16 protein-coding genes are annotated in these 13,323 nt (G+C 45.9%); 15 read left to right on the forward strand and 1 reads right to left on the reverse strand.

All coding sequences use genetic code 11. The annotated features are described in order from the left end of the window. Positions 1 to 68: 68 nt before the first annotated feature. From cmk to LSG34_RS02000, 7 genes are all read left to right on the forward strand, one after another. Positions 69 to 749: a (d)CMP kinase gene (gene cmk, locus LSG34_RS01970; RefSeq protein WP_233007132.1), complete on the forward strand. Its 681-nt coding sequence runs from the start codon at positions 69 to 71 to the stop codon at positions 747 to 749. Between the two features lie 101 nt (positions 750 to 850). After that, a complete protein-coding gene (rpsA, locus tag LSG34_RS01975) occupies positions 851 to 2,527 on the forward strand; it encodes a 30S ribosomal protein S1 (RefSeq protein ID WP_008899010.1) in 1,677 nt (558 codons plus the stop codon). 69 nt (positions 2,528 to 2,596) lie between these two features. After that, positions 2,597 to 2,881, forward strand: a complete 285-nt coding sequence (gene ihfB, locus LSG34_RS01980) for an integration host factor subunit beta (protein WP_008899011.1) — start codon at positions 2,597 to 2,599, stop codon at positions 2,879 to 2,881. 35 nt (positions 2,882 to 2,916) lie between these two features. Then, entirely contained in the window at positions 2,917 to 3,159 is a 243-nt protein-coding gene (locus LSG34_RS01985) for a LapA family protein (RefSeq protein ID WP_233007133.1), read from the forward strand. A gap of 5 nt (positions 3,160 to 3,164) precedes the next feature. Continuing rightward, positions 3,165 to 4,295, forward strand: coding sequence for an N-acetylglucosaminyl transferase (locus tag LSG34_RS01990; protein WP_233007134.1), 1,131 nt, complete (start codon positions 3,165 to 3,167; stop codon positions 4,293 to 4,295). A gap of 21 nt (positions 4,296 to 4,316) precedes the next feature. After that, positions 4,317 to 5,024, forward strand: a complete 708-nt coding sequence (gene pyrF / locus LSG34_RS01995) for an orotidine-5'-phosphate decarboxylase (RefSeq protein ID WP_233007135.1) — start codon at positions 4,317 to 4,319, stop codon at positions 5,022 to 5,024. Between the two features lie 26 nt (positions 5,025 to 5,050). After that, positions 5,051 to 6,763 (forward strand): potassium/proton antiporter, encoded by a 1,713-nt coding sequence (locus LSG34_RS02000; RefSeq protein WP_233007439.1) that lies wholly within the window; start codon positions 5,051 to 5,053, stop codon positions 6,761 to 6,763. Positions 6,764 to 6,900: 137 nt separating this feature from the next. Here the strand turns inward: LSG34_RS02000 and LSG34_RS02005 are convergent, their stop codons facing one another. Next, a complete protein-coding gene (locus LSG34_RS02005) occupies positions 6,901 to 7,272 on the reverse strand; it encodes a hypothetical protein (RefSeq protein ID WP_233007136.1) in 372 nt (123 codons plus the stop codon). A gap of 109 nt (positions 7,273 to 7,381) precedes the next feature. Here LSG34_RS02005 and LSG34_RS02010 point away from each other — a divergent pair, with 109 nt between their 5' ends. The 8 genes from LSG34_RS02010 to LSG34_RS02040 all read left to right on the forward strand — a co-directional run bounded on the left by LSG34_RS02010 (position 7,382) and on the right by LSG34_RS02040 (position 13,322). Further along, the gene (locus LSG34_RS02010; RefSeq protein WP_233007137.1) at positions 7,382 to 7,615 is read left to right on the forward strand and encodes a hypothetical protein; all 234 of its coding nucleotides are present in this window, start codon (positions 7,382 to 7,384) and stop codon (positions 7,613 to 7,615) included. A gap of 5 nt (positions 7,616 to 7,620) precedes the next feature. Further along, the gene (locus tag LSG34_RS02015) at positions 7,621 to 8,031 is read left to right on the forward strand and encodes a hypothetical protein (RefSeq protein ID WP_233007138.1); all 411 of its coding nucleotides are present in this window, start codon (positions 7,621 to 7,623) and stop codon (positions 8,029 to 8,031) included. A gap of 93 nt (positions 8,032 to 8,124) precedes the next feature. Then, positions 8,125 to 9,051, forward strand: coding sequence for a DNA cytosine methyltransferase (locus LSG34_RS02020; protein WP_233007139.1), 927 nt, complete (start codon positions 8,125 to 8,127; stop codon positions 9,049 to 9,051). After that, entirely contained in the window at positions 9,048 to 10,331 is a 1,284-nt protein-coding gene (locus tag LSG34_RS02025) for a phage/plasmid replication protein, II/X family (RefSeq protein WP_233007140.1), read from the forward strand. Before LSG34_RS02020 ends, LSG34_RS02025 begins: the two co-directional genes overlap by 4 nt. 10 nt (positions 10,332 to 10,341) lie before the next feature. Continuing rightward, positions 10,342 to 10,710: a hypothetical protein gene (locus LSG34_RS02030; protein WP_233007141.1), complete on the forward strand. Its 369-nt coding sequence runs from the start codon at positions 10,342 to 10,344 to the stop codon at positions 10,708 to 10,710. Continuing rightward, complete coding sequence (locus LSG34_RS02035) at positions 10,707 to 11,123, forward strand: hypothetical protein (protein WP_233007142.1); 417 nt, start codon at positions 10,707 to 10,709, stop codon at positions 11,121 to 11,123. Before LSG34_RS02030 ends, LSG34_RS02035 begins: the two co-directional genes overlap by 4 nt. Positions 11,124 to 11,132: 9 nt before the next feature. After that, positions 11,133 to 11,267 carry a hypothetical protein gene (locus LSG34_RS20700; RefSeq protein WP_269822744.1) on the forward strand — a complete coding sequence of 45 codons (135 nt, stop codon included), beginning with the start codon at positions 11,133 to 11,135 and terminating at the stop codon, positions 11,265 to 11,267. A gap of 93 nt (positions 11,268 to 11,360) precedes the next feature. After that, positions 11,361 to 13,322: a hypothetical protein gene (locus tag LSG34_RS02040; protein WP_233007143.1), complete on the forward strand. Its 1,962-nt coding sequence runs from the start codon at positions 11,361 to 11,363 to the stop codon at positions 13,320 to 13,322. Position 13,323: the final 1 nt, after the last annotated feature.

Genomic DNA, 13,323 nt, shown 5'->3' on the forward strand with positions numbered 1-13,323 from the left:
GCGCTTTTTGTCATTTATTTCTGTATAATGCCGCATCTTTTTGTGTGTTCGACTGTTTTGGAGGCAGAATGCAACAAGCGCCGGTAATTACCATTGATGGACCAGGTGGCTCAGGGAAAGGCACTATTTGCCGTTTAGTTTCCCAAAAACTGGGCTGGCATCTGCTGGATAGCGGAGCGATTTATCGTGTATTAGCTTTAGCTGCTATCCATCATCAAATTGACCCTTCTGACGAAGAAGCCTTACAGCCATTGGCTGCTCACCTTGATGTGCAGTTTACCTGTGACGAACAAGGCAATACCCGCATTACGCTGGAAGGCGAAAATGTCACTCATACCATCCGTACTGAAGAAGTAGGTTCAGTGGCCTCTAAAATTGCCTCTTTACCACGGGTACGTGAAGCCTTATTACGCCGTCAACGTGCTTTTAAAGAAGCTCCGGGCTTAGTCGCAGATGGCCGTGATATGGGCACTGTGGTGTTTCCACAGGCAGAAGTTAAAATCTTTTTAACAGCCGACGCGTCAGAGCGCGCCAGACGGCGTTATTTAGAGTTGAAAGAAAAGGGCCATGATGTTAACATCGGCGACCTTTTGAGCGAAATACAGGCCCGTGACGAACGGGATATGAATCGCGCCGTAGCGCCTTTAAAGCCTGCAAGCGATGCATACATGCTGGATTCGACCAATAAATCCATTGAACAAGTGTTGGACGAGGTTCTCAACGTCTGTAAAAAGTTGAACCAGGCCTAGACCTTCACGTTGGACAGCTTGTCGCAAGGAAGATGACAAGTTAACTTAGCAACCCCATGACACAGGACTGTGCGTGGAGCACTTAAACTGAAAAAGTGAATATGACTGAAAATTTTGCACTACTGTTTGAGGAAAGCCTCAAGACTATCGAAACTCGCCCTGGTTCTATCGTTAAAGGAACCATCGTTGCTATCCATAAAGACGTAGTACTGGTTGACGCCGGTCTGAAATCTGAAGCAGCAATCCCGGTTGAACAATTCAAAAACCTGGCTGGCGAGATTGAAGTGAGCGTTGGTGACATCATCGACGTAGCTCTGGACGCGGTAGAAGACGGTTTCGGTGAAACCTTATTATCTCGTGAAAAAGCTAAACGCCATGAATCCTGGGTTCGCCTGGAAAAAGCTTGTGAAGATAAAGTTACTGTTATCGGTATCATCACTGGCAAAGTTAAAGGCGGTTTCACTGTCGAAGTCGATGGTATCCGTGCATTCCTGCCTGGTTCATTAGTTGACGTGCGTCCGGTACGTGACACATTACACTTAGAACACAAAGAACTTGAGTTCAAAGTAATCAAATTGGATCAGAAGCGTAACAACGTGGTTGTATCACGTCGTGCTGTGATCGAATCTGAAAGCAGTGCTGAGCGCGATACACTGTTACAAAACTTAGAAGAAGGCATGGAAGTTAAAGGTATCGTTAAGAACCTGACTGACTACGGTGCATTCGTAGATTTAGGTGGCGTTGACGGTTTACTGCACATCACTGACATGGCTTGGAAACGTGTTAAACACCCAAGCGAAATCGTCAATGTTGGCGACGAAATCCCAGTTAAGGTTCTGAAGTTTGACCGTGAGAAACAACGTGTTTCTTTAGGTCTGAAGCAAATGGGTGAAGATCCATGGGCAGCTATCGCTTCACGTTACCCAGAAGGTGCTCGCATCACTGGTCGCGTAACTAACCTGACTGATTACGGCTGCTTCGTAGAAATCGAAGAAGGCGTTGAAGGTTTAGTACACGTTTCGGAAATGGACTGGACTAACAAAAACATCCACCCATCTAAAGTTGTTAACTTAGGTGATTCAGTGGAAGTTATGGTCCTGGAAATCGACGAAGAACGTCGTCGTATTTCTTTAGGTCTGAAACAATGTAAAGCCAACCCATGGGAAGAGTTCGCTAAGGGCTTCAACAAGGGCGACCGCGTATCTGGTAAGATCAAGTCAATCACTGACTTCGGTATCTTCATCGGTTTAGACGGTGGCATCGACGGTTTAGTACACCTGTCAGACATCAGCTGGAATTCAACTGGCGAAGACGCTGTACGTGAATTCAAGAAAGGCGACGAAGTACACGCAGTTGTGTTACAAGTTGACCCAGAGCGCGAGCGTATCTCTTTAGGCATCAAGCAATTAGACGAAGACCCGTTCAACGGCTACCTTGCTGATAACAAAAAAGGTGCTATCGTTAAAGGCAACGTAACTGCAGTTGACGCGAAAGGCGCTACTGTAATGCTGGAAGGTGGTGTTGAAGGTTACGTTCGCGTATCTGACATCGCTCGTGAGCGTATCGAAGACGCTACTACAGTATTAAAAGTTGGTGAAGAAGTAGAAGCTCGCCTGATGGGTGTTGACCGCAAAAACCGCGTAATCAGCCTGTCAATCAAAGCGAAATTCGAAGCTGAAGAAAAAGAAGCTATGGACACTATCAAAAAGCAGGATGATACTGATTTTGGTGGTAACGCTATGGCCGAAGCATTCAAAGCTGCTCAAAAAGCTGACTAATTGATGCTTGTATAGAAGGGCTGGAGCATTTGCTCCGGTCCTTCATTCTACTGATACAGCGGAGGGTCCATGACCAAATCTGAATTGATCGAAAAACTGTCTACTGATTTTTCTCATGTCCAGGTGAAAGACATCGAATCTTCAGTCAAAGAAATTCTGGAACAAATGGCCACCTCACTTGCGAATAACGAGCGTATCGAAATTCGTGGTTTTGGTAGTTTTTCTCTGCATTACCGCGCACCTCGTGTAGGTCGCAATCCAAAAACCGGCGATAAAGTGGAATTAGATGGCAAATACGTGCCTCATTTCAAACCGGGTAAAGAATTACGTGACCGGGTGAAAACTAACACCTGATCTCTTTTCAGCTAAAAAACGGGGTTGACGGAGTTTTGACCAGATTTTTTTATGTTGTATTTATTATTGCCCTGATTATTTTCGGGCTTATTCTGGGTTCCCTCAATCAGCAAGTTGCTGAATTTAATTATCTTATTGCAAAAACAGAACTCAGAGTGGTCGATATCGCCGCTCTGTTTTTAGTTTCTGGTTTTCTGCTTGGCCTGAGTGTCTCTATGGCCTTTATTCTGAAGGCAAAAACCAAAGGTTGGTTTGCTAAATCTTCAGATAAAACCTGATCCCTATGCTGGAACTGTTATTTCTGTTACTTCCTGTCGCCGCCGCTTACGGCTGGTTTATGGGCCGCAACAGCGAAAAACAAAAAGAGCTTAAGGGCAGGGCTTCTGTCACCAAAAACTTATCCTCTGGCTTAAATTTCCTGCTGACTGATCAGGAAGACAAAGCTATTGAGCAATTATTGCAATTGCTTGATGTCGAAGCCGCTACTATTGATACCTACCTGGCCTTAGCCAATCTGTTCCGTCGCCGTGGTGACTGGGATAAAGCCATTCGTATTCATGAAAAGTTGCATCAGTTAAAACTGCCAAAACAACAGGCACAAAAAATACAGTTTGAGCTGGCCAAAGATTACTTTAGTGCTGGTTTATACGACAGAGCCGAGCCTTTATTAAGTGCTTTGGTTCAGGCCGAAAGCATTCGTGAAGCTGTGTTAAAACAACTCTTTAGCTTATTTACAGCCACTCACGAATGGCAAAAAGCTATGGATTTCCGTGCTGTAGTAGAACAGACAGATTCCCGTTCCTTACGTATTGGTGTGGCGAATTTTAGCTGTGAAGCCTGGCGTAAAGAACCAGCTCCGCGCGATGCGTACCGCCAGTTGATCCAACGTTATCCGGTATCCTTGCGGCCTAAATACGAGCTGGCAAAAAAGCTGATTGCCGAAGAAGAATTTACCGAAGCGCGTGAGCTGTTGCTGGCCATACTGCAACAACGGCCTCAATGGGCTGCAGAATTATTGCCTTTAGTAGAGCAGACAACTCCAGAACCGGCAGAGTGGCAACAACTACTTACTGAACTTAGCCGTAAACATAAAAACATCAGCGCTATAGCAGAGCTGGCGCAATTTTACGCTGATGAGCAGCACCTGCAGCAGGCTGAAAATTTGCTGACAGATAAATTGAAGCAGCAGCCGAATATCCGCTTGTTTTTAAAATTCATTCAAATCAGACGGTTACAAGATCCGTCTGAGCCACATCTGGCTGAAATAGAACAAATGCTACAGGCTTATCTGGATACCAAAGTGCTGTATCATTGCCGCAATTGTGGTTTTAAAACCAAACAACCTTATTGGCTCTGTCCGTCTTGCCAGCAGTGGGAAACGGTAGAGCCAATGACCGGCATTGACGGTCGCTGATCTGACAAAGAAGAGAACGTGATGAATAACACCAGTCCTATAGTGGTCGCATTAGACTTCGAACAAAAATCCGCAGCACTGAATTTAGTCAGCCAACTTGACCCGGCTTTATGTCGTTTAAAAGTCGGCAAAGAGATGTTTACTCACTTTGGCCCGGACTTTGTCAAAGAGCTGCATCAGCGCAAGTTTGATGTGTTTTTAGACCTGAAATTTCACGATATTCCTAATACAGTGGCTAAGGCCGTCAAAGCCTCTGCAGATTTAGGCGTGTGGATGGTGAACGTACATGCCTCTGGTGGCAGCCGTATGATGATTGCAGCTCGTGAAGCCTTAGAAAGCTTCGGCAAAGAAAAACCTCTGCTGATCGCTGTCACCGTATTGACCAGTATGGAGCAAAGTGATTTAGTGGAGCTGGGTATTAATTTAACGCCACAACAGCAGGTACTTAGACTGGCAGGGCTGGTTGATAAGTCAGGCCTGGATGGCGTGGTTTGTTCTGCACAAGAAGCTGTTGAATTAAAACAGCAATTTGGTAAAGAATTCTGCTTAGTGACCCCTGGTATTCGCCCATCTTTTGCCACTGCTGATGATCAAAAAAGGGTGATGACTCCGGCTGATGCATTAAAGGCTGGTGTAGACTATATGGTGATAGGGCGCCCTATTACCAAAGCAGCCGATCCGTTATCCGCTTTACAACAAATTTACCGGGAGATTTACCCCGCGCATTAAGAAAAAGGAGCTTTTATTTGGATGCAGTGAATTTAACAATCCTGGTTGCAGGGGCTCTGTTTTTCTCCAGTATCGTTGCTACTCTGATCTCGGCGCGCTTAGGTGCGCCTTTATTATTAATTTTCCTCGTCATTGGCATGCTGGCCGGTGAAGACGGTTTGCTGGGCATCAAGTTCGGCAATCCTGATGTTGCTCTGCTAATTGGCTCTATTGCCCTCGTTATTATTCTGTTTGATGGTGGTATGCGTACTCATCCGGACAGGGTTCGGGTTGTATTGGCGCCAGCAGCGGTATTGGCCACTTTAGGCGTTGTGCTGACCTGTGGCATTTTAGGTGTTGCAGCATCCTACCTGTTTAATTTGACCTTGCTCGAAGGCTTATTGTTGGGCGCCATATTGAGCTCAACTGACGCCGCTGCGGTATTTTCTATCTTCCAGTCTGCCGGCTTAAATATTAAAGAGCGGGTGGCATCCACATTGGAAATAGAGTCGGGTAGTAACGACCCTATGGCGGTGATGTTGACCTTTACTCTGGTTGGCGTTTTAGCGGGCCAAAGTGAATTGAATTGGTCCTTGTCGACCGTATTCTTTCAGCAGGCTGTAGTAGGCGCTGCAGTAGGTTATGGAGCAGGGCGCTTCTTTGTTTTGTTGTGTCGTAAACTGCCATTAAGCGCTGCCTTTTTCCCCTTATTGGCCGTCTCTTATGCGCTGCTGATCTATGGCCTAACCAACCAATTTGGTGGCAGCGGCTTTCTGGCCGTGTATTTAATGGGCTTTTTAATAGGCAACGCCCGTTTACCACAAATTCAGCAGATTTTACGTATGCACGACGGTTTAGCCTGGCTCAGTCAAATCATTATGTTTTTGATGTTGGGTTTATTGGTTACGCCAAGTAAGCTGATGGAATATGCAATTCCTGCGCTGATACTGGCATTGGTGATGATCTTTATAGCACGGCCTATAGCTGTGTTTTTAAGCCTGGTGCCATTTCATTTTCCAAAGAAAGATCAGGTATTTATCAGCTGGGTAGGGCTTCGTGGTGCAGTGCCTATTATTCTGGCGTTATTCCCATGGTTAGCTGGCGTGCCGAATAAAGATTTGTACTTTAACGTGGCGTTTTTCGTGGTGATTGTATCCTTGCTCATTCAAGGTTGGTCTATAGCGCCGGTAGCGCGCTGGCTGAAACTCGAAGTACCACCAGAGCCAGGCCCGGATCACTCCATGACACTCGACAGCGTCGACAGTAATGATTTGCTGCAGGTGTTGTCCTTTAAAGTCGGCAAAGGTTCACCTATTGTAGACAGCGACTGGCAGCAACTGAATATGTCACCGGATGTCAGTTACTTAGGTGTGCTGCGTAAAGGCGAATGGATCAAAGCCGAGCAAAGCCCAAGCTTTCAACTGAACGATATGCTGCTGGTATTAAGCAAAGCCAAAGATGTAAAAGCAGTCAGTGACAAAGTGTCCACCAGCGCAGAGCAAACCTCGTTGGATAAACTGGACTTCTTCGGCGACTTCGTACTAAACGGCGAAATCACCTTAAACGAGCTGGATGGCTTCTACAGCATCAAATTCGCTGAAGATCAGGACCCAACCCAAAGCCTGTCCGAATACATCACCGAGAAATTCCACAGACGTGTGGTGGTTGGCGACCAGGTACAGCTGGATCAATTAGTACTGACAGTACGTCAAATAGACGACCACGACCAGATACTACAGGTGGGTATTAAGTCGGCCTAATCTACAGAAATAAGCCTTATGCCGGATAAATGAGTTGAAACAGGCGTAAGGCTTTTAAACATGTTTGAATGTAGGGATTACGGCAGCGGGCTAAAGCCGATAACCCAATAATAATATTCAATTTAACATAATAATCATTATGCGAATAAACGCGAACGGGCCAAAAATCTATGTTTACCGAAGTCTGGCACTAAGTAACTTCCAGAGATCTTCAGGACGCATAACATCAGAGCGCCCGTTAGGAGCTTTTTTGCTAGGTTCGACCAGACCTTTCTAGCTGACTCATACTTTGTATTTTCAGCTGCAAGACTAACCAAAACCCACTCAGCATTTAGTCCACATTTCTCAGCTATTTCAATTGCTTGTTCTTCAGTCAATGGTCTCTTACCACTTTTCGCAGATGACAGGTTTTGCTTAGTTATGCTGGTCAGCATCTTCAAAAGATCTGCATCCGTTCGCAAATTCATTTTTGTCTTTGCCAGCTCAACTAATTCTGTACTGAAGTTCATTTTCTTAATCCTGTCTCTTTACAAAGTATTCAAATGTGATTACATTTGCCGAAGTTAGGTATTCAATGCTGAATACTTTTTCTATAACTTACTTCAAAGGCGGGAACCGATGAATACACAACAACCTCAACCAGCAACATTCGTCTGTGATTGCGGCTGGGATAATGTATTTCGCGTACTGATGACAGCTACGCACTTACTTGCAAATTGCGAAAACTGCGGCAATCTGTACGAATTTACCCCTTTAGAGTCTCAGCAACCGGATAATTCCAAGCTTCCCGCCATTCCTGTTTCTGAGACTCACCTCCTGCCCGCTTCGTTCCGTTTGGTTAGTCAGGGCTAAAAACCATGAACCTACAGGACGTAATCCAGCTCAAGGAAAAAGGCGCCAAGTTCAAACTGGTCTTAGCAAAAAGCCTGTCTTTCCGTTCAAACCACTCGGATTATGAGCTGTATTTGCAGCTTAAAACCGTTGAAAGCAAAGGCGATTTACCTGTCACAGCGAATATAGCAGTTGACGCGCCAAAACACTACCTGACGCTAGAACGCTATCTGACTCAAAACTCCTTAGATTTCATCTTTTTACACAACGATGAAAAACCGTTTTCCACCGTGCTTGCAAGTGAACCTTTGGCTGGTTGCTCTCTGTGTACTATCTGCTTCAAAACTAATTTTGACGGTAGTGCAGGCTGTAAAAATTCCAGCGTTTTTTCTCAGGCTTCCGGTGGCTGGGTTTGTAATTTGCAGGCCCGCCAATGATGCACCTATACATTTCTGCCATTCCTTACCTTGCCTGTATATCTATTGGCGCGGTCTTTGGTATTTGGCTTTGTATCATGGAGCTGTCAGACAATGACTGATGTGACTAACCAGGGAAACTTACCTGTGACCCAGCTGGAGCCAAAACCAGTTCCAGCCAGCAAATTAATCCTGTCTCTTTATCCTGGCATCGACTTGTTTTCGAAACCGTTTGAAGCTTTAGGATTCTCTGTAGTTCGCGGCCCTGACTTACTTTTAGGTCAGGACATACGTGATTTTCATGTACCTGCCGGAGTGTTTGCCGGAATTATCGGTGGCTCTCCCTGCCCTGAATTTTCAGGTTTACGCCGTTTAGAGCCAACAGGCGAAGGCTTGGAACTGCTCGGCCATTATCAGCGCATCGTCACCGAAGCAGACTGCAACTGGTGGCTTCTGGAAAACGTGGCCCGAGTACCGGACTTAAAAATTAACGGCTGGTCATGGCAGCGTTTTGATTTAAATCAAGCATGGTTCACCAACGTGAGCCGCTTGCGTCACTTCCAGTTCGGCAACAAAGACGGTTTAACACTCAACCCGCCTAAATTTACAGGCCGCTCAGCAGAACATGCTGCCGCTGTTGCTTCTGATGACCGTTCATTTGAACACCTGAAATACTGCCAAGGGTTACCCGCTGATTTTGATTTACCAAGCTTCACCGTTGAAGGCAAAAAGCGCGCAGTTGGTAACGGCGTTCCTCTGGTACTTGGCTCAGTTCTGGCCAACTTAATCAATGAAACTGTTTACGGTGTGACTCGGCCGGCTGACTTAACTGTGACTCACCTGGTTCACTCTGTTGTGACTGAGCCAGGACAAACAAGTGTGACTAACCGGCTTTTACAATCTGTGACAGACCAGGCTATTTATCCTGTGACTCTCCGGACTGAAATTTGTGAGTGTGGTTGTGGTCGTGTTGTGACAGGAAAAGCAAAATACGCCTCTCCAGCTTGCAGAAAGCGAACATCTAGAAGGAATGCCGCATGATTGACTTCGGCGCTATCTCCGTGATGTTCAAGCCTGAGTTTGTCAAAGAAATGTCTGACAACTCCATTCTTTTACCTTCCCTTAAGGGAAAACTCGGACTCTCCTACTCTGGCCAGATTGATTTTGACCTTGAAGGCAATGCAGAAGTAAGCCGCCTGAACCACCGTTTTGAGTCAATCCCGAGCAGCTTCGCCAGCCTCGCGTTTTTATTCGTAGACGGCACTGACTTTGTGAAATACCCATATATCCGCATCTGCGGCAATCCAGCCAAGCTGTTGCAGGGGCACAACGTCTATGGCTCTGATGATGCAGAACTGTGCTTGTTCGCCGTTCTGGAAGCTTTCATGATGGCAATGCCTCACCTGTCTGAATTCTTAGACTGGACTACAGCAAATATTGACTATATCGACGTCACTTACACAGCCAGGATAGAGAACGACAACACCGCATTGCAGGTGCTTCAGGTTCTGAAAAACGTCAGCGCCGGACAGACCAAAAACAAGACGTCTGACGATTACCTGTCAACGGTTTACTGGGGTAAAGGCACAGGCAAAAACAAACGCAACAGCCGCAGAAAGCAGCTCAAAGCCTACCTGAAAACCCCTGAACTGATGAACTCCATCAAAGAAGTTCAGAAGAAGCTTAAAAAGTCGTTTGGTGACAAAACACTGACCGATTGCTTAATGCGTCAGTTAGCAGCCCTGAACCAACCAGACGTTCAGAAAATGGCAGAAGGCGCTATCCGCTTCGAATCCCGATTATTTGCACCGTGGTTGTTTGATAACGGTTTACCCGTCCACGTATTTGATTTTATGACCAAGGCTAAGGCCGAACCAACGCTGTTAAAGCACCTGTGGCAAAAAAGCTGGCAGGACGTATTCAAGTCTTTTGAGGGCGCAAAAATGCACCTACATAACGATGCCGCGATACAAGAATCGCTGAGAACCCATTTTTACCGTGAAAACAAAAGCGGTGTCCGTACTTACACCAAAGCTTCCAAGTTATTCAATTTTTACATAGCCCTGAAAACACTGGGCTTTGAAGCTGTTTACCGTGATATGGACAGAGCTACTTTTAGCCGCCATCTGGCTGATTTGAAGACCGCTGGCTTAAGCCGCGCCCAACTCCAGAACCTGACCGCAGAAGTAAACAACGTGGTCCCGCTGGTACGACTTATCAACATCGATTTTAACACCCAGCTGCCGGAAAACTGGCAGGAACCCCAACCCCTGCGCGACCAAGTGAAGCGCTTAAACCCAATGCTAAAAATAGCAAGCTGAGGCAAACAACATGGCTGAATTAGTCCACATTCCAACGTTCACAGGTGACTCTCACACAGGCATCTATTTAGGCTATCGCGAAGAACAGAAGTTAGACAAAGAGAAAAAAGCGTACACGCAGTACGTGCTTGGCATGATGCGCCAAATCCCCACAAAGTTCGGCACGACAAGCGAAATGATTACCGAACTCACGGTATCCAAAGACCTTGCCACCAAAGGCTTTTTAACCCTGTTAGCGCCGATGCTGGAAACTCAAATTTCACTACCGATTTACGTTAGCACTTATCAGGGTTCATCAGGCGTTACTCGCTACGTTACTGAATCCGCAATGCAGATGTTTGGTCAAGGTGCCAAGGTTCAAAAAGAGAACGCCGCATGAAGCTTTTAGCTGTAGCTGTACTGTTCCTGTCTTCATTCGTAAACGCACAATGTTTGAAGACAGCTACGCCTCTTGGTGGTGAAGGTTGGCCTGATGGTATTCCAGCGTCTGGCGTTGGTTACATTCGGGTCTGTCCACCTGAGGCGTACTACTCCCCGAACGCTGCCTGTACCGCTGGCCAGTATTGGGTTCCGTACAGCTACAGCGCCAACCCCGTTTTTACAGCCGACACGTTAGAAACGTGTACTGGCTATTGGATTCCAACGGCTGCCGAAGTTAAACAGCAGCAGTCGCTTGGTGTAACACCTGAAGGGTTTTTGCAGTCCTTTACGTTCGGCATAACCCTTTATTTAACCTTCTGGTACGGCCCTTATTTGGTGTCCTTAGCCAGACAATTAATTAACAAACTGTGAGTAAAAAACATGACTGAAATTTTTGCTGCTATTGATTTAGCTGACGTTGCTGTTGCCATTGTCGGTATGGGTGTTCTGGTTATCGGCATCCATATGGCCTTTAAGTCAATCGACTTAGGCAAACGCGCTGTGCGTAAGGCGTAATTTAATGCTGGGCGGTGCTATCACTGCCCTCATTTACATGATGGCCATGTGGGTGGGGGTTGAATGTGCAAAAGCCATGACTAAGGGCTTTCGATGAAAAACAAACTAACTTTTGCCCTGCTTTTCGCGGGGCTTTTTTTATCAAACCACGCTTACGCTGATGGTGAATGCATCGCGCATTCAAACCAGGTTGTTCAGTATTTGGATTTTCAGGGAAGTAGCTGCCCCACTGTTGCATCTATCTCTCAAAACGGCTTTAAGTGTGAACTTGTTCGCACGCCAACTTTTGTCTGTGCTATTAACAACACATCTGGTGGCGCTGGAGGCGGCCCATGGAGTTATACTGGACAACTTTTTGACCCACCTCTTTCTGATATACCGCTTTCTGACCAACTTCACGTAATTCCATCAATTAAACTTACTCAAGCCCCCGTTTTCGACATGGCGGACTCTTTAATACCATTGCGCAATACCATTACTAGCAGCACCCAAGGCACCTATATCGGTTTTGAGCGCGTCAGTTATGGCCTGCAAGCCCTTAGTGCAAATGATAAAACCGTTAACGATAACGTTATTACGTTGTCTGACCGTATGAGTCAATTTAGTACTTACGTTAATGCTGCCAAAGCCTCTGCTGATTCTTCTAAGTCGTCTTCAGACCTCACTAGAGATGCTGTAAATGTTACGAACCAATCAATAAGCAATCTTAAGTCAGAGCTTCTCCAGTCTAACGACGCTCTGGCTCAATCATTATCTGAAATTAAATCTATTTCTGATGATATTCAGCTTACTGCTACTGAAGATGCTCTTAGAAATGAACAACTTCATCAGCAAACCCATGCTGCACAGGTAACTGCTCAAAGTTCTTTAGATTCTATAGAGGAAGATGCAGATAACGCCGCTCACAATACAGCTCTCGCATCCGATTATGCTTCCCAAGCCAATTACAACGCACAGCAAGCCTACAATATGGCTTCTGAAGCTGCTTATAACTCTGGCTATCTTATGGGTGACGTATCCGATACGAAGAACATAACTAGCGAAATTCGTAACATACTGCTTGAAGGCGATTCAGGTGGCGAAGGTAATCAACAGACCAATGACCTTTTAACCGGCATTAAATCTGATGCAAATACCAATACAGATCGCATTATAAATGCCATTAATAATTCATCTTCTGCTCCTGGTGATGATGGTCAATTGCAAGGCGTCAATGACAGACTTGATGGCCTTTTGGGTCAGGGACAGGGGTTGTCTCAGCAGCTTGGTCAGCAACTTAATCAGATTAAAACCGCTGTTGAAAACATCGAAACCGGAGGTGGCACTGGCGGTCCTTCGTCAGATACTGGCACTCATGAAAGACTGGATACACTTAACACTAAAGTCTCAGAACTTAATGAAAGCGTTGTCGACTCAGCGCTCAATACACAACAGGTAATCGACGGTTCTACTGATGAACTTTTGGCAGAGCTTGTGGCTATCAAAGGTGCTTTAGAAGATGGAACTTCAGAATATGATGACACCGAAGTCAAAGAAAAACTTACCGCTTTAATCAATAACACAGGCGCTACAGGCAACAATGTAGTAGCCAGCGGTCAGGCTACACAGCAGGCTGTTGCAGCGTCCGGCCAACAGGTCACAGATGCAGTAAACGGTTTGGGTGAAAAGCTTGACGGCATCAGCGAAAGCATCGATGGTTTAGGTAACGCGTTTGAACCCGGCTCAGGTCAAAACACTGGCCCTACGCTTTGTACTGGTGATGATTGCTACAAAGGTAAAAGCTGGGTTACTCCTAAGTACCCTGAAGGCATGACAAGCATTTATGAAACCCATAAAGCCGCCTTTCAAGACTCATCTGTTCATGAATATTTAGAGCGGTTTAACCCGACTATATCGGGCACTGCTCCTACCAGCTGGCAGTTTTGCATAGATGTGGGCTTTGCAAATCTCGGCTGCCATTCCCTTGAATTGCCGCCTTACATCCTTTCTTTTGTCCGACTCATCATTTTGATAACAGCTGGCTTTTTGTGCCGTCGTTTAATTTTTGGAGGTTAAC

Origin of the sequence: Rheinheimera faecalis (assembly GCF_021290965.1) — a bacterium.
GTDB classification, from domain to species: domain Bacteria; phylum Pseudomonadota; class Gammaproteobacteria; order Enterobacterales; family Alteromonadaceae; genus Pararheinheimera; species Pararheinheimera faecalis.